The following is a 22,445-nucleotide window of genomic DNA, read 5'->3' as shown; positions in this document are numbered from 1 at the left end:
TACGGCCAAGTCCGCCATCAAGACAGCCAGGGCAGTCAGGTGTTGACATGGCTAGCCATGCTGGCTACGTTGAGCTCACCCCAACCGGGCTAGCCAAGTTGGCCAGGCTGAGAGGGGTGATCTGTGGCTTCGGCCGCTTGCCAGTTCTGAGCTGGACGTCTTTGACAACTCCATAGGTGGGCCCCGCCTCCCCGAGTCGAAAAGGCGGTCAGCACGGACAAGGCCGTGCATTGCAACTCCTGTAACACCAGGGAGGTCGGCGTGAGCCGACGAGATACGACGTGCTGTCGGTTCGGACCGGTCGGCAGCATCGCACCACCCGTTCCGGTCCGTTCTGGCTTCGCCGCGACTCATGCTGCGGCCGGCTGCCTCTCCCGCCCGTACGCCCCGGCGTCGAAGTGCCGGATCGGACGGGCGGGAGTGCGGGGAGTCGGGCCATCCGCTCCAACGGCGAGCGGTCCCCGGGGTGCCACCCGGGGACCGCGACGGGCCGTTCCTGTGCGAGAGGAACAAGACCCAATGAATTCCATCGTCACTGTTCAGGAAGCTGTTACCGCGTTCGCCGACTTCATGGAGCCGACGGATGCGGAGCTGGACGCGATCGAGCAGGAGATGCCCGCGATCCTGGCGGATGTCGACCTGCTCGACGCGCAGATCATCACCCTTGACCGCACGCCGACGGAGCTGGACATCCGGCGTATCCGCCGGGCGTATCGCCGTCTGCTGGCCGCCGAACGCGACCTCGCCAACCGGTCCGCCGGCGGCGCGACGGGCGGTGTGGCATGAGCCTTCACCGCAACGGACGGGCCGCTCTCGTGCTGGCCCTGGTCGCCGTGGTCGCCATGGCTTTCCGGGTCTCCTGGAACGCGTTGCGGGACATCGCGAACGCGGTCGGCGCGGACAACACAGCCGCGACGCTCTACCCGTTCGTGGTCGACGGCCTGATGGCCCTGGCTCTGGTCGCCACGCTCGTGCTCGCGGGCAGGGACCGGACGTTCGCGCTGCGGGTGCTGGGCACCTACACGCTCGCCTCCCTGGTCCTCAACTACGTGCACGGCCTGGTCCCCAAGCTGCACGACACCAACCTCGACTGGACGCGCCTCGCCGACTGGGACCCCGCGAACTGGGCCCTGGTCCTGCTCGCGACATCGCTTCCGGTCGGGTCGATCTACTTCGGTTCGGACCTGGTCGCCAAGGTTCTCCACCACCGTCCCGCCCCGATCCCGACGTCGGACGCGAATACGGAGGAATCAACCGAGACCATGAGGAATCAGTCTATGGCTGACCTCCCGGTATCGACCCCGGCGCCCGCCCCGGTGCTGCCGGTGCGGATGCCCGATCCGGTGACGGTCGACTTCCTCAAGCCGACCCCGCTCGGCAAGCCGCTCCCGGCCCCGGCGCCCGCTCCGGTCGCTGCGATCGAGCGGCGTCCGGTGGCCGCTGAATCGACCCGACCGCGCGGTGCCACAGGCCGCGTGCCGGATGCGGCCCGATCGCCGAAGCCTCGCCGGACACCTGCTCAACTGCTCGATGAGACACGTAGCGCGACGGCCGATTGGCCGGACGGACAGATCACGGCGGAAGGCATCCGCAAGACGGTCCGCACGTCGCCGGCCAACGCCCGGATGCTGCGGGACACCCTGATCGCTGAGCGTGCCGCCAACACCGTCTGATGGGCGGCGCGCTCGGTAAGTGCTTCGACCCGAACGGCGCCCGCTACGGACTGCCCACCTACCCGTGGCGCCTCGCCCCGGACGGGTTCGCCACCCGCCGCCAGTTACGGGCCCGGGGCCTGCGCCCGGGCGGTCAGCCGATCGCGGCGCAGATCCTGCGCCCCCGCTACCGGCGCGGCCCGCTGGTCGCCTACCTCTACCGCGTCGACCGCGCCAAGCCCGTCCGGCCCATGACGGCTGGCCGGCGGGCCGCGCTCGCCAAAGCGATGCTCGCGCGCCGCACCTGCCCGCAGTGCCGCCGGGATGCCGGATACGTCATCCCCGCCTCACTCGGGACCTGCGTGCCCTGCGCCTACCCCGACGAACAGCGCGCCGCATGAACCCTCTCTCCACACCTTGGAGTTCCGCTGTGACCAGCACCAACGCTGCTCCGAGCACCATCGAATATGCCTGGCACGCCCACGTGACCGTGCCCGGCGAGGGCCCCGCGTTCGCCCACGGAACCGTCGCCGCCCCGGCCTCCTTCTGCTGGGACCGGGTCACCCGCGAGGTCGCCGCGTGGCTGCGCTCGCAGGGCTCGACGGTCCAGCTCGCCGATATCCACCTCATCCTCGCCCCGAACGCCGGAAAGGCGGTCTGACCATGGGCAAGCCCGACACCCGCCGCCTTGACCGCGCGATCCGCGAGACGAACCGCAAGCTCGAAGCCGTCCGCAAGGGCGAGCTGTGGCCGCTCACCGGCTCCGAACGACGCCAGATGCTCGCCGCCGTGGCGGGCGGCTCGTACCGGGTGATGCGCGGCAGGAGCACCGGCCGCGCCGACAACCGGATCGACTCGATCTCCACATCGGCGGAGACGCGGCTGATCGCGGAGATCACCGCGTTGCAGATCGAGCGTCAGCGCGTCGTCACCGAGGCCGCCCGCGCCAAGGCCGCGAAGAAGTCCTCCGGCTGGTGGTGACCCGCACCCGCACCACCCGCCAGCACAGCCCTTCCCTCCCTCACCCTCACCCCGGACACGGGGCAGTCAGGAGTGCCACCAACCATGAGTGACAACGTCGTTCACCTGCGCAAGAACACCGACTCGGCTCCCGAGTCGGACAACGTGACCACGTTGACCGTGGTCCCCGAGCCCGCGCCCGCGTCGCCCGTGCCGCTGTGGGTCCGCTCGGGACGCGCCATCCGCACGGCGGTCACGCACGAGACCACCAAGACGACCGCCCGCGCCATCGTCCGCCACACCCTCTACGTCGCCGGCGGGGCCCGCATTGCGGCGAAGCGGACGTGGGACGGGCGGACCGCGTCCCGCTACGAGCGGATGTTCCGCGCGGCTGAGGCCGCCGGGAATCACGAGGTTGCGGCGGAGTGGGAGGAGCGGGGGCAGCACTTCCGCGAGGCCCGCCACCGTCGCCGGATGGACCTGCTGCACTCCCCGCTCGACGCGGCCAAGGGCGTCGGCATCACGGTCGGTATGGGGGTCGGTTCGCTGGTCGCGCTCGGTGTCGTGATGGCGATCGCGACGAAGGACGTCACGCAGGTCGTCACGCCGTTGATGGCCACGATCGAGTTCATCAACCTGATCATCACCATCGTCAAGGTGGTCTGGGGCCCGGCCCTCTCGATCGGCCCGTTCCTGGCCCTGCTCGCCTTATGGGCAGTGGGCAGCAAGCAGCACGCCGCACCCGCATGGGCCCTCCCCGCGAACGTCCGCAACAGCGAGGGCGAACCGATCACCCCGTCCATCGTGGTCAAGGCCCTGCGCGACCTCGGCATCCCCGCCCTGCGCAACGCGATCAAGGAGATGGGGGATGCCGGCGCGTCGATGCTCGGTCCGATCCGGATCGCCGGATGCGGTGTCGAGGTCGACGTCACCCTCCCGTCCGGGGTGGCGACCAACGAGGTCCAGGGCAAGCGGCGCAAGCTCGCCGAGAACCTGAGCCGGCATGAGCACGAGGTGTTCATCGTCATCCCGCAGGCCGCCCGCACGGTCCGTCTGTGGATCGCCGACTCGGGAGCCCTGGACGAGCCGATCGGCCCGTCGCCGCTGGTCACCGACGAGACGATGACCGCCGACTACGCCAAGGGCCGCGCTCCCTGGGGTCAGGACCTGCGCGGCGACGCGGCGGCTCTGTCGCTGTATCAGCGGCACTTGCTGATCACGGGGTTGTCGAACCAGGGCAAGACGGCCGCGCTGCGGTCGCTGGCGCTGTGGGCGTCGCTGGATCGACGGGTTGAGTTCCGCATCGCCGACCTCAAGGGCGCGGGCGACTGGTCCATGTTCGACGGGCTCGCCACCACGCTGATCCAGGGGCCGACCGATGAGCACGTGATCGAGGCGACCGAGATGGTTGAGGGCCTGGTCGATGAGATGAACCGGCGCATCGCGGAGCGACAGGCCGACCCGACCGTGGTGTTCGACCCGCTGATCGGCATCGTGGACGAAGCGCAGGTGGCGTTCATGTGCCCGGCCGTGGACGACCAGAAGCGCCCCTACGGCGGTTCCAAGGCCACGTCCCGCTACTTCATGGGCGTCCGCAAGGTCCACAACCAGGGCCGCGTGGTCGACGTGCTCATGTACGAGGGCACGCAGGACCCGACCGACCAGAACCTGCCCAAGCTGGTCCGCGAGGGCGCCCACACCCGGGCATCCCTCGCGCTGGGCACCGAGGCGCAAGCCGTCATGGCGCTGGGCGAGAAGGCGGTCAACGGCGGCGCGGCGCCGCACCTGCTGCGCCAGGGTCTGGACAAGGGAACGCTGGTCATCGCCTCCGACGGCATCGAGATTCCCAAGGGGCAGTCGTCCATCACCGTGCGCACGCACTTCATCGGCGATGACGACGCCAAGGCCATCACCGACCGGGCCAAGGCCCTGCGCGACGGTGTCACCACCCTGCGCGCCGTCGATCGGAGTGAGGAGCGGGACGCGCTCGCCGACGTCGCCACCGCGATCGGCGACGCCCCGCGGCTTCGGACCAACGAAGTCCTCAAGCGGCTGCACGCCCTGGCGCCCGGCACCTACGGCGATCAGTGGACCAACGACCGCCTCAAGGCCCTGCTGGAGAGCCACGGCGCGGAGCCGAAGAAGTCGCACGGGGTCATGGTCGTCCACCGCGATCACGTCCTGCGCGCCCTCGCCAACCGCGACACGGATGGTTCCGCTTCTGTCTCCCGATAGCAGGGAGGCGAACCCTCCCGGCTCGGGGAGGCGGGGAGAACTCCCCAACACCCTCCCCGAGCCGCCTCCCCCGCGTTGATCAGCGAAAACACCGTTTCAGGGAGGCGGGGAGGCGCCCCAGGTCAACCCCCGAAAACCCCCTCCACAGCCCACCCCCAAGGGGGTGGTCCAGCCTCCCCAACCGCGCACCGGAAGGGATTCCGCATGTACCCCGAACACCCCGCCGAGAGCCACCCCGCGAGCGCCGTGGAAGTTCACCAACCCGTTCCGCTCGTTCCCACCGTCATGACGCCGGCACCGCTCGTGGCCATGCAGCCGGGCAGCGTTCCGGCGGTGGCGAGCATCGTTCTGCCCGACGGGCGAGTCGTCACCGGATACGCGATCAACCCGGTCCAGCCCGAACCGCTCGCGGCCAAGCCGGCCGTGTCCCGCACGGCGGTGAACATCGCACTCGGCGGGATCGGGTTTGCCGCCGTGTGCGGCGGGCTGCTGGTCCTGACGACGTTCATCGCGGCACTGACCGCGCTCATCACCCAACTGATCACCCTCGCCGCAGTCATCTTTGGCGGCTGGATCGCCGTACAGATCTTCTCCGCATCCGGCCCCAAGCAGGGGACCACGGTCAACATCCGCAAAGCCGTCATCAAGCGCAACCACTTCCACGGCTGACCAACCGGAAGGGACCACCGTGTTCGACATCCGCATCATCTGCGACCCGGCCGACGAACCCGAGATCACCCGCGCCCTGACCGCCGCGTTCGAGTGCGACCCCATCGAGCGGCGCCCCGCCCGCGACGGGCACCGCGTCCGCCTCTACACCAAGGCGTTCCACCCCAACCCGGCCGCGCTGCTCAACGACCCGTCCGGCGCCTAGCTACGCCAAGGGCGGCCCCTCCGTCTCGCCAAAGTCGCGGGGCCGCCCTTGCTGTCCAGCAACTCATCAAGGAACTGGAGACATCCAGCATGACGCAACTGACCGACAACCGGCGAGCACTCGTCTTAGAGCGACGCGGGGACGTGTTCCGGGTCCTGGACGCCTACTCGTGCATCGGCGGAGCAACGATGGGCTACCGGCGCGCGTTCGGCGCCGACTGCCACATCACTGGCGTCGACATTCAGGCTCAGCCGGACTACTGCGGTGACGCCTTCCACAAGGGCGACGCCATCGAGTACATCCGCGCCCACGGCCACGAATTCGACCTCATCCACGCCTCAGCCCCCTGCCAGGGCGAGGGCGCCCCGACCAAGGGCACGAACGCGGCGCGCAACGCGGCGATCGGCCGGACGTACCCCCGGCTCATCGACCCGACCCGGGCCGCCTTGGAGGCGACGGGCCGGCCGTACGTGATGGAGAACGTGGCCGGTTCCGACGTCCGCAAGGACATCCGCCTGTGCGGCGAACAGTTCGGCCTCGCGGTGCTCATGCACCGCTACTTCGAACTCGGCTGCTGGACCTTCCCGCAGCCCGTACACCCGCTCCATCGCGGCTACGTCCGGGGCTACCGCCACGGCATCTGGCGCGACGGCCCGTACGTCGCCGCCTACGGCAAGGGCGGAGGCAAGGCCACCGTGGACGAGATCCGCACGGCTAAGGGCATCGACTGGTCAACCCACCACCTCCGCCTGCGGGAAGCGCTCCCGCCCGCGTACACGGAGTGGATCGGGGCCGCCTACCTCGCCACCCTCGCCCCCCGGCTGGAGGTGGCGGCATGAGCAAGCACCTGAACACCGCGCTCCGCCTCGCGACTCAGGGCATCCCCGTGCTCCCGTTGCGGGCGGGGAAGGTGCCGTTCGGGAACTGCCCGGCCTGCGCCAAGAACGTCTGCGGCGGCCGGCCGAACATGAGGATCCCCGGGCCGTGCCTCTGCCCGTACCCGTGCCATGGCTGGGCCGCTGGTACCACCGACCCCGGCGTCATCGGCTCCCCGGCGTGGGCGTCGGCGTGGCGGAGCGCTGCGACGCTCGCCTATCACCCCGGCGGCGCTGGGGCGACCGTGCTGGACCTGGACGACCGTTCCGCCATCCAGTGGGCCCGCGAGACCCTGCCAGCCACCCGGACCGTGCCGACGACCCGGGGCGAGCACTGGATCTACCGAGGCACCATGCCGTCCGCCAACGCGGTCCGGCCCGGCATCGACATCAAGTCCCTTATGGCGTACGCCCGTTGGCTCGGATCCGGCACGGGCGCCACGGTCGCTCTCCCCGGCGCTGTGCGCGCCCTGGCAGTAAAGGAGCCGCCCACGGCTCAGAGGGCGCCACAGGCCCTCTCAGTGCCCCGTGGAGGCCATCGGGGCGAATGCCCGCACCGCACGCCCACCTATCTGGACCGTGGGATCGCCATGGCGGAGCAGCGCATCACCGGGGCCCGGGAGGCGGTGCACGCCACCGTCTACCGGACGTTCCTCGCGGTGCTGTCCACGCACGGGCGGTGCGGCTGCCTCACCGAGACGCACACGGCGCGGCTGTTCACCGCAGCCCAGGCCAAGGGCGAATCGGCCCGGCACTGCACGGACGCGTGGACCAACGCCCTGACCACGTTGGGACTGTGACCGTGTCCGACGACGAGAAGGACCCCGCCCGCAAGGTCATCACCGACTACGCGCAGTCCCACTTCCGGTACTTCCGCACCGTGGACGGGACCGTGTACGCGCAGCGCACCGGCCACCCGGTGGCCCGCCCGATCCGCTCCCAGGGCACGACCGGGAGCCACCGCCAGGAACTCATGGTCGGCCTCTTCCGTGACGGGGTCGGCGTCTTCAACGGAACCGCCCTCAAGGAGGCGTTGGACTTGATCGAGGCACTCGCGCTCACCGAGCGGGTACAGCCCACCCATATCCGCGTGGCCCCCGGATTCGACGGGGCCACCTGGCTCGACCTCGGCCGCGACGACGGCCGGTCCGTCCGCATCCACCCCACCGGATGGGACATCCGCGTCCCCGACCCCGAAGAGGTGTGCTGGCGGCGCACCCAGCTCACCGGGGAACTGCCCCTGCCCGCCAAGGACACCGACGGCAAGGGCATCGACCTGCTGATGCGGCTGTGCAACTTCGCCGATGCCAAGACCGAGGCCCTTGCCATCGCGTGGCTCATCGGCTGCCTGGAGCCGTCCGTACCCGTCCCCGCTCCCTTCCTCACAGGCCCGCAGGGCGCCGGCAAGTCGACCGGCGGGCGGATGCTCGTGCGGATCATCGAGGGCATGACCGGTGACCTGCGCAGGGCACCCAAGGACGAAGAGAACATGATCACGGCGGTCGCGGCCGGATGGATCACCGCCCTGGACAACCTCTCCCACCTGCCCCCGGACCTGTCCGACCTCATGTGCTGCATCATCACCGGAGCCGAGAGCATCAAGCGCGCGCTCTTCACCGACGGCGACGTCGTCCGCTCCCGCTACCGCCGGCCCATGCTGCTGACCGGCATCGACGTCGGCGTCATCCGCCCCGACCTCGCCGAACGACTCCTCACCCTGCGACTGGAACGCCCGCGGGTACGGCGCACCGAAGCGGAGCTGTGGGCGGAGTACGCCGAGATTCTGCCCATCGTTCTCGGCTCCCTGCTCGACCTGACCGTCAAGGTGCGCGCAGTACAGGCCGAAACCCCAACCGATCTGCGCATGGCCGACTTTGCCCACCTGTGCGCCCAGCTCGACACTGCCACCGGCTTTGGGACCCTGGAGGCATACCGGGCCAGCCTCGACGACCTCAACGACGACGTGATCGAGGGTGACCTCTTGGCGCAGACGGTCCTCAAGTACGCCGCCGAACTCACCCCGGGCGCGGAGGAGCGGATGACGTCGGCTGAGTGGCTGCATGCCCTCACCGCCCTCTACAGCGGCGAGGAATGCCGCCCCCTGCCCAAGGGCTGGCCCACCACCGGCAAGGTGCTGTCCGACCGGCTGCGGCGTATCCAGCCCACCCTGGCCGCGCGGGGCGTCCTGGTCGACTGGGGGCGCACCAGCGCCGCCCGCTACATCGAACTCAGCCGCCAGGCCCCGCCCCCGCCGCCCGAGCAGCAGACCGCGTTCTGACCGCCCGGACAGGTGGATAAGCAAGAGGAGCACGCCGGCGACGGGGGTGCTCCTCTTGCCGTTCGGCGGCGGCAGCCGCCCTGCACGGGTCGCGCCGCGAAGCGGCCCGTTCTTCAAGCCCTGAGCGGGACGTAAGACCTACAGACACCACCCCTTCTTTTTCCTAAGTAGGGAAGACCTGCGTCACTGCGTCACCCCGGGCCCCACAGACAGCCGCTGACCTGCGACAACAGCGGTGACGCAGGCGGCGAATCCTGCGTCATTCCGCGTCATCAGCGTCACCCCGTGACGAGGGCCCGTGTCATCAGTGACGCAGGGCCCGTCCCGCTGCGTCACCGGAACCCGCAGGTCAGACGCCTGATTGACGCACGTGACGCGATGACGCAGAAATCCCAGCTTCGGACACAGTCCCGAGGTCCGGGGGCTCGCCCTCTCGTATCCCCCTCCCCGCAGTAAGGACGGCATGAAGAAGTACCTGACGACTGCTGAAGTCGCCGAGCGCTACCGCACGTCGCCCTCGACTGTCCGCTATTGGCGCTACGCCGAAACCGGCCCGCAGTGCTTCATCAGACGCGGTCGACATGTCCTGTACGACGCCGAAGCGCTCGACAAGTACGACGCCGAGGAGATCGGAGGCCGACGCGCCGCATGACCCGAAACCGCAACTACGACGAACCGCACCTCATAGCTGACTTGGCGCTGAAGGGCAGGGGAACTGATGGCTGACGTGTACGACCGCTGGCACCTTTCACGCCCGCCGGCTGATGCCGAGCCGTGCACGGTACACGGCAGCAAGACTCAGAAGGTCTATCCCAGCGGTGAGCACGGCACGGGGAAACGCTGGCAGGTCCGCTACCGGGACTTGTCCGGCAAGCAGTGCAAGGAGAACTTCGAGAAGAAGTCTGCTGCGGACTCCCGTGCTGCCAAGGTGACGACCGAACTCGGCGAGGGCACTTTCGTGAACCGGGAGTTAGGCAAGCAGAAGTTCAAGGACATCGCTGAGCGCTGGCGGGAGACAGCCGTACACCGCGAGCGGACCGAGACGAACGTTGAGCGAGCCCTACGGCTGCACGTCTACCCGACGTTCGGCAACCGGGAGATCGGCCGCATTCAGCGGGTAGACGGACTGAAGTGGATCAAAGAGCGGTCTGCCACCGTTGCTCCGTCGACCTTCGCCACGCCCTGGAACGTCTGCACCAGCATCCTGAAGATGGCTCACCAAGAGGGGATCATTCCGAAGTACCCGTGGGAGGGGCTGAAACCGCCGGAGGTCTTCTATCCGGAGATTCACCCGCTGCATCCCGAGGCTGTGCGAGCGCTCATCCTGACCGCGTCGCCCCGCTACCGCGCCCTCGTGAGGCAGGCCGCATCGACGGGCCTCCGGCAAGGTGAGCTGTTTGGGCTGGAGGACGACGACCCCGGCGAGACGGTGGTGGTCAAACAACAGATGGTCGGGCCCGACAAGGGGGTGCCCTACATCGGGGAGCCGAAGACCCGACAGAGCTATCGGTCTGTTCCGCAGGGCCGATCAGTCGTAGCTGAGATCGCACGGCACCGCGAGATGTTCCCGCCCCGGGTCGTGCACATCGAGGATCGGACGAACCCACGGAAGCCCGTATGGCGACATGCCCGCCTGCTGTACACCAGCGCGACCGGCGGAGCGATCCGGCGGGGGAGTTGGGGGAAAGTGTGGGCCCGGAACGTCCAGCGGGCGAACACCCACCTGAAGAAGGCAGGCAGCAAGGTCCGTGTCCCTGAGGACACGACCCTTCACGACCTGCGGCACTTTTATGCCTCAGTACTGATCAAGAACGGGGCGACGCCCAAACAGGTGCAGATGAGGCTTGGCCATGCCAAGCCGTCGATCACGCTGAACGTCTACACCCACTTGTGGGAAGCGGAGGACGATCGAACAGCGGACATGATGGAGGCAGCTCTTAGCTAGCCTTGCTGTTTCAGTTGAGGCTGCTGGGTGGCTGCACGGGGTTATTTGGAAGGGTGCCGGTCGGTGGGAATGGTGAGAGCCCGACGCGGTGGTCGGGTTCTCCAAGACCTTCCGGGTCGTGGTGGTCAGAGGGCGGTCGTTCAGTCGGCGGGGCGAGGTAGAACGGCCAGGCGGTGGAATGCGGACGTGAGTTCGTCTTTCCAAGGCCAGGTCGCCGATTGGTCGATGTTTAAGTACCAGGCAGCATGCCGAGCAACTGCGCTAGCCCAGAAAGAACCGCCGCGCCAACCATCGGAGGCATGCCGTCCTGGACAGCTGCCATGATCCGCCGCATCGCCCCCTGACGTTCTTCGATGGGTTGAGTCTCATCCTCAACAACCTCGACATCAATAAGGGCATCAGTGCGCCTGTCATCAGGCAGTTGACCTACAATGCTCCGCAACTGCTGGAACATGCCTGGAATCTGTTCGGGCTGGATTCCTATATTCTGCGTCGTATGATCTCCTTGCTGCACACCCGTTACGGGGCCGTGGAACACCATATGAACTTCCCGCCTGGGTTCCGGCCTGGGTTCCGGCGGGTTACGCTCTTCCATAGCTCTCTCCAGGTGGCGTGCGGCAGCTTCCACTGACCTGATCGACGGGTTTTCGTGTATGTGATGGAATATAATGCGAAGGTTGTGGGTGATCTCGTCGCGTCCCCAATTGCGAAACGAGATGAACTTGCTCGATGAATCCTTCCAGAAGATCATGCCGGGGAGCCCGTTGAGCGGAACACGCGAGAGGATACCTCCTTCAATTTCCAAAATTGCGTAGGAATCCGCCGACCCCCAGAGCTGATCTAGGGTCGGGTGAATATCGCACGATGCGCCCGACATCCGGTCGATGTTGCGCCAATTCCGGCGGACATATTTCACTATCTCGACGTCTTGACCCGAATAGAGAAGTGCCGCATGTAGAGGGGTCTGCCGGTACCGTGTTAGGGCATCCAATAGGTGATCGGCTTTACGGTACGGCCTCATCGGCCTTCTGAGCGCGATTATGTACTGGCGAATTCGCCTGAGCGACTTTCGCCCCTCAGCGTATCCTGACCAGTCCAAATTAGAATTACAAATAACGGAATACGCGAACCTCCAGTCGCATCGAGGAGGATTGGTTTCCGATTCAAACTCCTCTACTAGATCCAAAAATTCACGGAGTGAAAGGTTCCTAATTTCGCCAACTCTAGGGCGGTTTTGAGTGATCCACTGCAAGAACTCGATGACCGTCAAATCGGAAACAGGGTTCACCGGAGAATCCCCTCCGTGTGAGATTCTAGCGAACGCTTCTTGCTCCGCTCACGGAAGTTGACAAAAAGATTAGCCGCCCTGCCCTTGAGTATCACTGGTCTGGATTCTCTGACTGAAGTTGTCCGATGCGAGTTCCCCAGGACTCGATCGATCTCTGTACTCACCCGTAGCCCCCCGCGTGGCGCGATCCTGGTACCCCCGCGTCCTTCCCTTGCGGCTCCTGCGTAAACGCCGCGTCCAGGAATCACCCCATTAACCTCGATCTTTCGCGACGGTCCGTCGATGTAGTCGGTGGACCGTTTCACTTTCCGTGGCTGATGGTGGGTAGACAGAGGGCCCGAGTGTCGTCTCGGTAGGGCGGTCAGCATCCGCGCCGGGCGAGCCAGGCCGCGAACTCGTGGGTGCCGCCTGCGGAGTCGCAGCGGATGAGGGTCTGCCGCCCGCGTTGGTACTTCTTGGGTAGTTGGGCCAGGGCGAGGCGGGTGACCTCGGGTTACCCGAGACTGCCCTCTGCCCCTTGTTGCCGGTTGTAGTGCTGTTTGTAGCGGTCTCCTTCAATCGCAACCGGATGCCAACTGCGGGGCAGTTCAACGATGTCGTCATCCCTCGGCGAGATCGCAAAGACCAAGACAAAGGTTTATCCGCGCTTCGTAGGACATCTCTAAGACCGTGTCCTATGTGGGGCTGGGTCGTTGGACTTGGTTATGGGGCGGGGTACGTGGAGTTGGATTGTTCCGGACGGGTTGTGGGAGATCGCGGAGCCGCTGATCCCGCCGTCGAAGGTGCGGCCGCAGGGTGGCGGAACACAGGACACGCCTGATGAGACGCTGTTCGCAGCCATCATCTACGTGCTGGTCAGCGGGTGCGCCTGGCGGGCTTTGCCACCGTGCTTCGGGATATCGAAGTCGACCGCGCATCGCCGGTTTTTGATCTGGTCCCGGGCGGGAGTATGGGGTCGGCTGCACGAGGAGATCCTGCACCGCCTGGACGACGCCGGCCTGCTCGACCTCTCCCGAGCTGTCCTCGATTCCGCCCATGTGAGGGCGAAAAAAGGGGCGAACTCACAGGTCCGAGTCCCGTGGACCGGGGTAAGCCGGGTTCCAAGATGCACGTCCTGTCGGACGCGAACGGACTGCCCCTCCTCGTCGGCGTCTCGGCCGCCAACACCCACGACAGCCTCGCGCTCAAGCCCATGATCACCGGGCACCAAACGAGACACGACCCCCACCGAGGCCGGTACTTCAAGCCCCAACGTCTCCACGCCGACAAGGCCTACGACATCCCCCACCTGCGAAAATGGTTACGCGGCAGACGCATTGGCGTTCGTATCGCCCGCAAGGGCACCGAGTCCAGCGAACGACTGGGACGCCGAAGGTGGGTCATCGAACGGACCATGTCCTGGCTGACCGGTTACCGCAGACTCAACCACCGTTACGAACGCCACCCCCGCAACTACCTGGCCTTTCTCGGCCTCGCCGCAGCCATCTGTTGCTACAAGCGACTCGTCCGCCTCACCACATAGGACACGGTCTAAGTGCCCTGAGAGTGCCCTCAAGCATGGGGGAAGGGATGGCTTCCCAGCTCAGGAAACCAGCTGTACACCCTGTGCGGGGGTGTCGCCCTTTCGGGCTGGTGCCGCACCCTCCGGGGTTGCAAGTCCCTTTTCCAGTGAGTCTGTTGTGCGTCGCCTGAGAGCAACCATCCGCCGTATTCGAATGTCTGAACGGGCATCCCGGAGTCGGAGGCGGGGCGGATCCGGCGTGGGCCGGGTGGCAGGGCCCCGTGGCGGCGCAGCACAGACGGAGGACCGTGGACACGCAAGGCGGCAGGAACATCGACCCCGCGGACCAGTGGGTCCTCGATCCGGAGACCGGCGACTACCGGTTGCAGGCAGGGGGCGGAGACGCGCCGGACGTTGGCACGCCGGCCGCCGAGGCGCAGGCCGGCGGGGTGCCCGGGCAGAGGCGGGCGCGCACGCGCCGTGAGGGGGAGCGGCGCGCCGCGGCGGAGCCGGGCCGGGGCGGTCGCGGGCGCGGCGTGGCGAGGTCCCGGAAGGCCAAGCGGTCCACGAAGCGGAAGGTGCTGATGTGGACCGCGGGGACGCTGGGGTTCGTGCTGGTGGCGGGCAGTGCCGGGGCCTACATGCTGTACCGGCACTTCAACGGCAACATCAGCACGGTGGACGTCGGCTCGGCGGGCAGCAAGAACGCGACCAGCAAGGACGCGGTGAACATCCTGGTCATCGGCACCGACAGCCGCATAGGCCTGGGCGAGAAGTACGGAGACGCCGGGAGCCTGGGCCACGCCGACACCACCATCCTCTTCCACGTGGCGAAGGACCGGTCGAACGCGACCGCGATGAGCATCCCGCGCGACATGGTCACCGGCATCCCGGACTGCCCCACCAAGCAGAAGGACGGCTCCACCAGGACGATCCACGGGACGCCCCGAGCGGCGTTCGGCCCGCGCTTCAACGAGAGCCTCGGCCAGGCGGGCCGCGACCCGGGCTGCACCATGCGGACCGTCACCGAACTCACCGGCCTGCCGGTCGACCATTTCATCCTGGTCAACTTCGAGGCCGTGAAGACCCTCTCGACGGCTGTCGGAGGCGTCCCCGTCTGCCTCAGCCACGCCATCGACGACACGGACCGCCTGGGCCAGGGCTCCCATCTGCACCTGGCCGCAGGACCGCACACGGTCCAGGGCGAACAGGCTCTGCAGTTCGTCAGGACCCGTCACTCGCTGAAGAACGGCAGCGACCTCGACCGTATCGACCTGCAGAAGCAGTTCCTGGGTTCGATGATCCGCCGGATGAAGTCCGGCAACACCCTCACCGATCCCGGGAAGCTCTTCGAACTCGCGAACGCGGCCACCAAGTCGCTCACGGTGGACACCGGGATCGGCGGTGTCGGCAAGCTCACCGCCCTCGCCAAGGATCTCAACCGGGTCGATCCCGAGCACATCACGTTCACGACGTTCCCGGTCGTCGACAATCCTGCCGAGGGGGAGCACCACAGGACCGTGGTGGCCGACAGGACCAAGGCGCCCGCGCTCCTCGCGGCGATCAGGAACGACGTCTCGCTGACCGAGGTCGAGAAGAAGCCCAAGGCCTCCGACGCCAGGCTCCGAGGCTCCAGGGCGGACCCGTCGCGGGTGCGGGTCACCGTCTACAACGGCGGCGGCCCCGAGGGCGCCGCGCAGGCCACCCTCCAGTGGCTGCAGAACACCAAGGGCGTGGCCCACTCCGCCAACGGCGGCAACGCCCCCGGGGCGGAGCAGGACCGTACGACCCTGGTCTACGGCCCCGACCAGGCCGACCAGGCCCGCTCCCTCGCCGCGATGATGGGCCTGCCCGCCTCGGCGCTGCACCCGGCGAAGGACGCCTCGGGGCCGGGCACCGACATGTCACTCACCCTCGGGCACGACTTCCACGGCGCCGGAGTGCCTCTCACGAGCCGGGCCGAGCCCCCGGCCGGCGTCCCGCAGTCGCACGCCGACAAGAACGTGTGCGTCGGCTGATCCGGAGGCTCGTGTGCCAGGCGGAGCCGTGTCCGTAGGGTGGGGGTGACGGTGATGCGGTGGGAGGAGCGGTCGTGGGTGGGTGGAGTGCCGAGGACATACCCGGGCAGCGGGGGCGGGTGGCCGTGGTCACCGGGGCCAACAGCGGGCTGGGTTTCGTCACCGCGCGGGAGCTGGCGCGGGGCGGGGCCCGGGTGGTGCTCGCCTGCCGCAGCGAGGAGCGCGGCGGCGACGCCGTCGACCGGATCGCCGCCGAAGTGCCGGGCGCGGAGGTCGAGTCCGCCCGGCTGGACCTGGGCGACCTGGCCTCCGTACGGGAGTTCGTGGACTCCTTCTCCCACGGCCGGCTCGACCTGCTGGTCAACAACGCGGGCGTGATGGCGCTGCCGTACCGCACGACAGCGGACGGGTTCGAGACGCAGTTCGGGGTGAACCACCTCGGGCACTTCGCGCTCACCGGACTGCTGTTCCCGCTGATCGCGTCGACCCCCGGCGCACGGATCGTCACCGTGTCGAGCATGCTCCACGCCCTCGCCGACATCGACCTCGACGACCTGGGCAGCGAGAAGGGGACCTATCGCAAGTGGGTCGCCTACGGCCGGTCCAAGACCGCGAACCTCCTGTTCACGCACGAGCTCGCGCGCCGGCTGTCCGCGGCCGGGTCCGAGGTCGTCGCCGCCGCGGCGCACCCCGGGTACGCCTCCACGAACCTCCAGACCGCCGGACCCCGGATGGAGGGGCGCAAGGGCGCCGAGCGGCTGGTGGAGATCGGCAACCGCGTCCTCGGGCAGAGCGCCGAGGCCGGGGCGCTGCCGACGCTGTACGCGGCCACCGCGCCCGGCGTACGGCCCGACACCTTCGTCGGACCGTCCTTCGCGATGTGGCGCGGCTCGCCCGCCACGTCCTGGCGGGCGGGCCGCACCCGTGACGACACCCGGTCCGGGCTGCTCTGGGCCGCCTCGGAGCGGCTGACGGGCGTCGTCTACGAGGGCCTCAAGGACTGACCGGCGTCGTCCGCGCGGGGCCCAGGGGCCGACGGGGCCCGGTGCCGGTCCGTACCCCGGGCCGGATCAGGCGGCGCGCACCTCGTACGTCGCCACCCTGACCTCCTCGTCGTCGAGGCACCGCCCGGACTCCAGGTCGAAGCGCTGCTTGAGCAGGGGCGAGGCGACGAAGGGGCGGCCCCGGTGAGTCCCGGTCAGGCCGCGGGAGAGCACCGCCGCCCCGCTGAACGGGTCACGGTTGTCGATCGCGTACGCCCGTCCCGCGCGGTCGGTGAACAGGGCGACCTGGCGGCCGTCGGGGAGGAGCGCGGCGACGCCACGGCCCGGGGTCAGCAGGGACAGTGCGCAGACCGTGAACCAGTCGTCCCCCAGGCGGAGTTGGACGGTGAGGGCCGTGGTGGTCCGGGTCGTCTCGGGTGCCAGGGTCATCGCGGGGCACTTCCTTCCAGGGCGGGCAGGGGACGGTGTCCGATGGTCAGCAGGGGCAGGTCGGGCTTGATCTGGTCGCGCTCGGGGACGAAGCCGACGACCGGGTCCGGGGTGTCGGGGGCGTTCACGAACGACACGAACCGGCCCAGCTTCTCGGGGTCGTTGATGGTCTCGGCCCACTCGTCCCGGTAGTTGGCGACATGCGCGGTCATCAGCGACTCCAGCTCCCCGCAGATGCCGAGCGCGTCGTCCACGACCACCTCGCGGACGTGGCCGAGACCGCCGGGAATCCGCTCCAGCCAGGTCGAGGTGCGCTCCAGGCGGTCCGCGGTGCGGATGTAGAACATCAGGAACCGGTCGATGAGCCGCACCAGTTCGGCGTCTGAGAGGTCCTGGGCCAGCAGGTCCGCGTGCCGCGGGGTCGCGCCGCCGTTGCCGCCGACGTAAAGGTTCCAGCCGTTGGAGGTGGCGATGACGCCGAAGTCCTTGGACTGGGCCTCCGCGCACTCGCGGGCGCACCCCGAGACCGCCGACTTCAGCTTGTGCGGGGACCGCAGCCCCCGGTAGCGCAGCTCCAGGTCGATCGCCATCCGCACCGAGTCCTGCACCCCGTACCGGCACCAGGTCTGCCCGACACAGGACTTCACCGTCCGCAGCGACTTCCCGTACGCGTGCCCCGACTCGAAGCCCGCGTCCACCAACCGGGCCCAGATCAGCGGGAGCTGCTCCACCCGGGCGCCGAACAGGTCGATCCGCTGACCGCCGGTGATCTTCGTGTAGAGCCCGAAGTCCCGGGCCACCTCGCCGATCACGATGAGCTTCTCGGGAGTGATCTCGCCGCCGGGGATGCGCGGCACGATCGAGTACGAGCCGTTCTTCTGGAGGTTGGCGAGGAAGTGGTCGTTGGTGTCCTGGAGCGCGGCCTGTTCGCCGTCCAGGACGTAGCCGTCGGCGCCGATCGTCGGGGCGAGCGAGGCGATGACCGAGCCGACGGCGGGCTTGCAGACCTCGCAGCCGTCACCGCCCCGGGCGTCCTCGCGGCCGTACCGGTCGAGCAGGGTGCGGTACGAGGTGATCCTCAGCGCCAGGACGATCTCGTACAGCTCCTCGCGGGTCTGCCCGAAGCAGCCGCACAGGCCCTTGTCGACCTCGACCCCGCCCGCCTCCAGCTCGGCGGTGACGATCTGGCCGAGCACCTTGATGCAACTGCCGCAGCCCGTACCGGCCTTGGTGCACTTCTTGACCTCGGGCACGGTCGTGCAGGAGTGCTCGGTCACCGCCCCACGGATCGCGCCCTTGGTGACGTTGTGGCAGGAGCAGATCACCGCCTCGTCCGGCAGCGCGGAGGGGCCGAGCTGCACCGGGGCGCCCGCGCCCGCCGGGAGGACCAGGGACTCGGGCGCCACGGGCGGGACCGAGCCGGTGAACGCCCGCAGCGTGCCGTACGCCTCCGCGTCGCCGACCAGGATGCCGCCCAGCAGGGTGCCGTCCCGGCCGATGACCAGCTTCTTGTACAGGCCCGCGCGGGAGTCGGAGTAGACGACGTCCAGGCAGTCCTCGGTGGTGCCGTGCGCGTCGCCGAAGGAGGCCACGTCGACGCCGAGCAGCTTGAGCTTGGTGGACAGGTCCGCGCCGGTGAACGCCCTCTCGTCCTCGGCGATGGTCGCCGCGGCCGTCTCCGCCTGCTCGTAGCCGGGCGCGACCAGGCCGTACACCCGGCCGTCCGCCGCCAGCGCGCACTCGCCGATCGCGAACACCCGGGGGTCGCCGGCCGTACGGCACTGCTCGTCGACGGCGATGCCGCCGCGCTCGCCGACCGTCAGGCCGCAGTCCCTGGCCAGTTGGTCGCGCGGCCGGACACCGGCGGAGAACACCACCAGATCGGCGGCGAGTTCGGAGCCGTCGGAGAGCTTCATCCCGGTGACCGCGCCGTCGTCGCCGACCAGGATCTCCTGGGTGCCGACCCCTGTGTGGACGGCCAGGCCCATGTCCTCGATCGTGCGCAGGAGCGCGGCCCCGCCGCCCTCGTCGACCTGCACCGGCATCAGCCGGGGCGCGAACTCCACGATGTGGCTGGTGAGTCCGAGTCCCTTGAGCGCGCCCGCGGCCTCAAGTCCCAGCAGACCGCCCCCGACGACCGCTCCCGTCGTCGCCCGCGACCGCGCGTACGCCTCGATGGCGAGCAGGTCCTCGATCGTGCGGTAGACGAAACAGCCCTCGGCGTCCCTGCCGGGGACCGGCGGGACGAAGGGGGAGGAGCCGGTGGCCAGGACGAGCGTGTCGTAGCCGACGACGAGACCGGAGCGGGCCGTCACCTCGCGCGCCGCGCGGTCGATCGTCACCGCCGGGTCGCCGAGGTGCAGCTCGATGCCGTGCTCGCGGATGAACTCCATGTCGGTCAGGGAGAGGTCGTCGGGCGTCCGGCCGGAGAAGTACGAGGTGAGGGCGACCCGGTCGTACGCGGGGCGCGGCTCCTCGCACAGCACGACCACGCGGTGCGAGGCGGTCAGGCCGCGTTCGGCCAGGGCTTCGAGGAAGCGCTGGCCGACCATGCCGTGGCCGACGAGCACGATCGTGGGGGCGGCTCCCGGGGCGGCGGTCACAGGCGTTTGCGAGGTCATGAGCACACCGTGCGGTGCCGGTGTTACCCGGTGGCATCACACCTGTTTCCCGGGAGGAACGCTGCCCTCAGCGGCGCCGGCGCGGTGCTGTGAGGGGTACCGGGCGACCCGGCGGACCTCCGGAGTCGCTCGGGCCCGACGGGGTCCGTGCGGCGTGCACGGATCCGTCCCATAGGGTCGCGATCATGCCCGACATATCGCTGACCATGCTTCTCGTGCTCTGTGCCGCCGCCCTGGCGGCGGGCTGGATCGACGCCGTGGTCGGCGGCGGAGGGCTGCTCCTGCTGCCCGCCATGCTGCTCGGGCTGCCCGCGGGCACGGCCGCCACGTACGCGCTCGGCACGAACAAGGCGGTCGCGATCGTCGGCACCACCGGCGCCGCGGTGACGTACGCGCGCAGGACACCCGTGGACGTGCGGCTCGCCGTACGGATCGGGCTCGCGGCCCTCGCCGGTTCCACGGCGGGCGCGTTCGTGGCGGCCGGGCTGAGCACCGACGTCCTCAAGCCGGTCGTCATGGTCGTCCTGCTCGCCGTCGGCACCTTCGTGATCCTGCGGCCCGCGTTCGGCACGGCACCACCCGCCACCCCGGTCGGCGCGCGCCGCGTCCTCGCCGCGATCGGGCTCGCGGGCCTCGGCATCGGCTTCTACGACGGGCTCATCGGCCCCGGCACGGGCACCTTCCTCGTGCTCGCCCTCACCGCCCTGCTCCACCTCGACCTGGTCACGGCCTCCGCCACCGCCAAGATCGTCAACTGCTGCACCAACGCGGGCGCCCTCGCGACCTTCGCCTGGAAGGGGACGGTGTTCTGGGAACTGGCCGCCCTGATGGCCGTCTTCAACCTGGCGGGCGGCATGGTGGGGGCGCGGACCGCGCTCAAGCAGGGCAGCGGGTTCGTCCGGGCGGTGCTGCTGACCGTGGTGTTCGCGCTGGTGGCCAACCTGGCGTACCAGCAGTGGCTGGCCTGACTCCGGCGCGAAGGTCCCCGGCCCGCCCGGACTACCGGCTGCTGCCGGTGAGATGGGCGAAGACGACCACGTTCCCCTGGTAGCCGGTGGTCCGCGAGTAGCCGCCGCCGCAGGTGATGACCCGCAGCTCGGGCCGGCGCGCGGCCCCGTAGACCTTCGCGTCGGGGAAGGAGCGGGAGTCGTAGACCTCGACCGCGTCGACGGTGAAGACGGCCGTCCTGCCGTCGAGCCGGTCCACCTCGACGGTGCTGCCCCTGCGGAGCGAGCCCAGGTCGTAGAAGACGGCGGGGCCCTCCGCGTTGTCGACGTGCCCGGCCACGATCGCCGTCCCGCGCTCGCCGGGGCTGGTCCCGGCCTCGTACCAGCCCGCCAGGTTCTTCTTCTGCGCGGGCGGCACGTCCAGGCTGCCCTGCGGGGTGAGGCCGAGGCCGATCAGGGGGGCGTCCACGCCGATCGCGGGGATGCGGATGCGGTCCGGCGGGGAGTGCGGCATCGACGGGGCGGCGGACCGCGCCGGTTTCCCGGAGGCCGCCGCCTGCGCCGCCGACGGCTGGGGCGGCGGGTGCGCCGCGGAGCCGCTGCCCAGCAGCCAGGCACCCGAACACAGGGCGACGACGGTGACCGACGTTATGACGGCGTTGCTGACCCGGCGCACGCGAGCCTCCTCACGGGGTTCCCTTCAGGAGCGGACCCGGCCGGCGCCCGCGACGCGGCCGGGGGTGTGCCGACTGGGCCGGTCCCTTCCCCCTCCGGGCCGCGAGGGGCGTCGGGCCACGGAGGGGGAGGGACGGCGGTACCGGCGGACGGACAGCGGAGGTTGTCCGTCAGATCCCGTCGCCTCTCGCCCGGCGATGCAGGAGCCAGGTACCGCCCGCGGCGGCGACGGCCAGCGCCGCCATGCCCGCCGCGGTCTGTACGGGGTCGGGGCCCAGCGCGCCGCCGACACCCGTGTCCACGTGCCCGCGCGGCTCGACCTGCTCGCGCGCGGCGGTGAGGGTCACCAGGAGGTCGCCGGTGACACGGCGGCCGTGGGAGCAGGACGCGACGATCTCGTACGTTCCCGGCTGCGCGCTCGGCGGCACCTGGAACTGGCCGATCGCCTCGTGCTCGTGCGCGCTGGCGGCGAGCGTGAACGAACCGCCGCCCACCGCTCCGGCGTCCCCGCTCGCGGTGCCGTCCGAGCCGCACGCGGCCGTGTTGACGGTGACGTCGGCGCCCGGGACGACGCTGGAGGGGAACACCTCCAGACTCCCGGTGTCCCCGCCGTACACGGGCGCGGCGGCGAGCCCCGCGACGGCGACGGCGAGCGCGGTACCGGTCATGAGACGGGCGGTACGTCGCATCGTGCCAGCTCCTCCGAGGGGGGCGCGGCCCGCGGCACCCTCAAGTGCCGCAGCGTAGGTCGTGCCCCTGCCCTTCCGAGGTAATCGGCACACGACCGTGGCCGCTCTCTGATGGAGCGTCAGAAATGATATGAACGGGTGTCAGGCCGGACCCCGCCCGGGACGCGGCCCCCGGCATTCCGGCAGGTCACCGGTGTGAACCTGGTGTACGGCACACGGGATGCCGAAGGGGCCGCGCCGCGGGTGTGAACGGGTGACCCGGGCCCGCGGGGCGGCCGGAAACGCGCGCCCCGTCGGCGCGGGAGGACTAGGGCCCGCCGGGCGTGGACATGCTCATGGCGAGCCGTGGGGGGGGGGGCCGGACGGCGCCCGCCCCCCCCCCCCCCCGCGGCGCCGCCCCCCCCGGGGCGCCCCCCCGGACCCCCCCCCCCCCCCCCCCCCCCCCCCCGGACAA

Annotated in this window: 22 protein-coding genes; 17 read left to right on the top strand and 5 right to left on the bottom strand. The window is 69.5% G+C overall.

Annotated features, from left to right (window positions below; all coding sequences use genetic code 11):
* Positions 1-519 precede the first annotated feature (519 nt).
* From ACFWI4_RS19480 to ACFWI4_RS19420, 13 genes are all read left to right on the top strand, one after another.
* Entirely contained in the window at positions 520-786 is a 267-nt protein-coding gene (locus tag ACFWI4_RS19480; protein WP_387197595.1) for a DUF6284 family protein, read from the top strand.
* Positions 783-1,673, top strand: a complete 891-nt coding sequence (locus ACFWI4_RS19475; RefSeq protein WP_387197592.1) for a DUF2637 domain-containing protein — start codon at positions 783-785, stop codon at positions 1,671-1,673. Before ACFWI4_RS19480 ends, ACFWI4_RS19475 begins: the two co-directional genes overlap by 4 nt.
* A complete protein-coding gene (locus tag ACFWI4_RS19470; RefSeq protein WP_387197589.1) occupies positions 1,673-2,053 on the top strand; it encodes an RRQRL motif-containing zinc-binding protein in 381 nt (126 codons plus the stop codon). Before ACFWI4_RS19475 ends, ACFWI4_RS19470 begins: the two co-directional genes overlap by 1 nt.
* Positions 2,054-2,082: 29 nt before the next feature.
* On the top strand, positions 2,083-2,313 hold the full coding sequence (locus tag ACFWI4_RS19465; protein WP_387197586.1) for a hypothetical protein: 231 nt from the start codon (positions 2,083-2,085) through the stop codon (positions 2,311-2,313).
* 2 nt (positions 2,314-2,315) lie between these two features.
* The gene (locus tag ACFWI4_RS19460) at positions 2,316-2,633 is read left to right on the top strand and encodes a hypothetical protein (protein WP_387197583.1); all 318 of its coding nucleotides are present in this window, start codon (positions 2,316-2,318) and stop codon (positions 2,631-2,633) included.
* Between the two features lie 84 nt (positions 2,634-2,717).
* Positions 2,718-4,847: an ATP-binding protein gene (locus ACFWI4_RS19455; RefSeq protein WP_387197580.1), complete on the top strand. Its 2,130-nt coding sequence runs from the start codon at positions 2,718-2,720 to the stop codon at positions 4,845-4,847.
* Positions 4,848-5,051: 204 nt separating this feature from the next.
* The gene (locus tag ACFWI4_RS19450) at positions 5,052-5,516 is read left to right on the top strand and encodes a hypothetical protein (protein WP_387197577.1); all 465 of its coding nucleotides are present in this window, start codon (positions 5,052-5,054) and stop codon (positions 5,514-5,516) included.
* Between the two features lie 19 nt (positions 5,517-5,535).
* On the top strand, positions 5,536-5,721 hold the full coding sequence (locus ACFWI4_RS19445) for a hypothetical protein (protein ID WP_387197574.1): 186 nt from the start codon (positions 5,536-5,538) through the stop codon (positions 5,719-5,721).
* 89 nt (positions 5,722-5,810) lie between these two features.
* On the top strand, positions 5,811-6,560 hold the full coding sequence (locus ACFWI4_RS19440; RefSeq protein WP_387197572.1) for a DNA methylase: 750 nt from the start codon (positions 5,811-5,813) through the stop codon (positions 6,558-6,560).
* Complete coding sequence (locus tag ACFWI4_RS19435) at positions 6,557-7,396, top strand: bifunctional DNA primase/polymerase (RefSeq protein WP_387197569.1); 840 nt, start codon at positions 6,557-6,559, stop codon at positions 7,394-7,396. The genes ACFWI4_RS19440 and ACFWI4_RS19435 overlap by 4 nt, the downstream gene beginning before the upstream one ends.
* Positions 7,397-7,398: 2 nt before the next feature.
* Entirely contained in the window at positions 7,399-8,874 is a 1,476-nt protein-coding gene (locus tag ACFWI4_RS19430; RefSeq protein WP_387197624.1) for an ATP-binding protein, read from the top strand.
* 463 nt (positions 8,875-9,337) lie between these two features.
* Positions 9,338-9,526, top strand: coding sequence for a helix-turn-helix domain-containing protein (locus ACFWI4_RS19425; RefSeq protein WP_355710693.1), 189 nt, complete (start codon positions 9,338-9,340; stop codon positions 9,524-9,526).
* A 66-nt stretch (positions 9,527-9,592) separates the two neighbouring features.
* Positions 9,593-10,819 carry a tyrosine-type recombinase/integrase gene (locus tag ACFWI4_RS19420; RefSeq protein ID WP_387197565.1) on the top strand — a complete coding sequence of 409 codons (1,227 nt, stop codon included), beginning with the start codon at positions 9,593-9,595 and terminating at the stop codon, positions 10,817-10,819.
* A gap of 229 nt (positions 10,820-11,048) precedes the next feature.
* Here the strand turns inward: ACFWI4_RS19420 and ACFWI4_RS19415 are convergent, their stop codons facing one another.
* On the bottom strand, positions 11,049-11,735 hold the full coding sequence (locus ACFWI4_RS19415; RefSeq protein WP_387197562.1) for a hypothetical protein: 687 nt from the start codon (positions 11,733-11,735) through the stop codon (positions 11,049-11,051).
* Between the two features lie 1,076 nt (positions 11,736-12,811).
* Here ACFWI4_RS19415 and ACFWI4_RS19410 point away from each other — a divergent pair.
* The 3 genes from ACFWI4_RS19410 to ACFWI4_RS19400 all read left to right on the top strand — a co-directional run bounded on the left by ACFWI4_RS19410 (position 12,812) and on the right by ACFWI4_RS19400 (position 16,630).
* A protein-coding gene (locus ACFWI4_RS19410) for an IS5 family transposase (protein WP_387197559.1) occupies positions 12,812-13,629 on the top strand; the annotation gives its coding sequence in 2 pieces (ribosomal slippage) (positions 12,812-13,160 and positions 13,160-13,629; 819 coding nt in all).
* A 287-nt stretch (positions 13,630-13,916) separates the two neighbouring features.
* Positions 13,917-15,626 carry an LCP family protein gene (locus ACFWI4_RS19405; protein WP_387197557.1) on the top strand — a complete coding sequence of 570 codons (1,710 nt, stop codon included), beginning with the start codon at positions 13,917-13,919 and terminating at the stop codon, positions 15,624-15,626.
* Positions 15,627-15,700: 74 nt separating this feature from the next.
* Positions 15,701-16,630, top strand: coding sequence for an oxidoreductase (locus ACFWI4_RS19400; protein WP_387197554.1), 930 nt, complete (start codon positions 15,701-15,703; stop codon positions 16,628-16,630).
* A 66-nt stretch (positions 16,631-16,696) separates the two neighbouring features.
* Here the strand turns inward: ACFWI4_RS19400 and nirD are convergent, their stop codons facing one another.
* Both nirD and nirB read right to left on the bottom strand, forming a co-directional pair.
* On the bottom strand, positions 16,697-17,059 hold the full coding sequence (nirD, locus tag ACFWI4_RS19395) for a nitrite reductase small subunit NirD (RefSeq protein WP_387197550.1): 363 nt from the start codon (positions 17,057-17,059) through the stop codon (positions 16,697-16,699).
* Positions 17,056-19,662 carry a nitrite reductase large subunit NirB gene (gene nirB, locus ACFWI4_RS19390; protein ID WP_387197622.1) on the bottom strand — a complete coding sequence of 869 codons (2,607 nt, stop codon included), beginning with the start codon at positions 19,660-19,662 and terminating at the stop codon, positions 17,056-17,058. Before nirB ends, nirD begins: the two co-directional genes overlap by 4 nt.
* Positions 19,663-19,865: 203 nt before the next feature.
* Here nirB and ACFWI4_RS19385 point away from each other — a divergent pair, with 203 nt between their 5' ends.
* Positions 19,866-20,648 (top strand): sulfite exporter TauE/SafE family protein, encoded by a 783-nt coding sequence (locus tag ACFWI4_RS19385; protein ID WP_385397064.1) that lies wholly within the window; start codon positions 19,866-19,868, stop codon positions 20,646-20,648.
* Positions 20,649-20,679: 31 nt separating this feature from the next.
* Here the strand turns inward: ACFWI4_RS19385 and ACFWI4_RS19380 are convergent, their stop codons facing one another.
* Together ACFWI4_RS19380 and ACFWI4_RS19375 are read right to left on the bottom strand one after the other, a co-directional pair.
* Entirely contained in the window at positions 20,680-21,303 is a 624-nt protein-coding gene (locus ACFWI4_RS19380) for a class F sortase (protein ID WP_387197547.1), read from the bottom strand.
* Between the two features lie 169 nt (positions 21,304-21,472).
* Entirely contained in the window at positions 21,473-21,991 is a 519-nt protein-coding gene (locus tag ACFWI4_RS19375; RefSeq protein WP_387197544.1) for a hypothetical protein, read from the bottom strand.
* Between the last annotated feature and the right edge of the window lie 454 nt (positions 21,992-22,445).

This window comes from Streptomyces sp. NPDC127038, from assembly GCF_042725875.1.
Taxonomy (GTDB): domain Bacteria; phylum Actinomycetota; class Actinomycetes; order Streptomycetales; family Streptomycetaceae; genus Streptomyces.
Note: the sequence above shows the minus strand (reverse complement) of the source record. Positions and strands in the feature narration are given on the sequence as shown.

Coding starts and splice junctions, on each gene's coding strand:
- ACFWI4_RS19460 (WP_387197583.1), top strand. CDS start 2,316: ATGGGCAAGCCCGACACCCGCCGCCTTGACCGCGCGATCCGCGAGACG.
- nirD (WP_387197550.1), bottom strand. CDS start 17,059: ATGACCCTGGCACCCGAGACGACCCGGACCACCACGGCCCTCACCGTC.
- ACFWI4_RS19470 (WP_387197589.1), top strand. CDS start 1,673: ATGGGCGGCGCGCTCGGTAAGTGCTTCGACCCGAACGGCGCCCGCTAC.
- ACFWI4_RS19375 (WP_387197544.1), bottom strand. CDS start 21,991: ATGCGACGTACCGCCCGTCTCATGACCGGTACCGCGCTCGCCGTCGCC.
- ACFWI4_RS19475 (WP_387197592.1), top strand. CDS start 783: ATGAGCCTTCACCGCAACGGACGGGCCGCTCTCGTGCTGGCCCTGGTC.
- ACFWI4_RS19480 (WP_387197595.1), top strand. CDS start 520: ATGAATTCCATCGTCACTGTTCAGGAAGCTGTTACCGCGTTCGCCGAC.
- ACFWI4_RS19420 (WP_387197565.1), top strand. CDS start 9,593: ATGGCTGACGTGTACGACCGCTGGCACCTTTCACGCCCGCCGGCTGAT.
- ACFWI4_RS19455 (WP_387197580.1), top strand. CDS start 2,718: ATGAGTGACAACGTCGTTCACCTGCGCAAGAACACCGACTCGGCTCCC.
- ACFWI4_RS19435 (WP_387197569.1), top strand. CDS start 6,557: ATGAGCAAGCACCTGAACACCGCGCTCCGCCTCGCGACTCAGGGCATC.
- ACFWI4_RS19425 (WP_355710693.1), top strand. CDS start 9,338: ATGAAGAAGTACCTGACGACTGCTGAAGTCGCCGAGCGCTACCGCACG.
- ACFWI4_RS19440 (WP_387197572.1), top strand. CDS start 5,811: ATGACGCAACTGACCGACAACCGGCGAGCACTCGTCTTAGAGCGACGC.
- ACFWI4_RS19450 (WP_387197577.1), top strand. CDS start 5,052: ATGTACCCCGAACACCCCGCCGAGAGCCACCCCGCGAGCGCCGTGGAA.
- ACFWI4_RS19385 (WP_385397064.1), top strand. CDS start 19,866: ATGCCCGACATATCGCTGACCATGCTTCTCGTGCTCTGTGCCGCCGCC.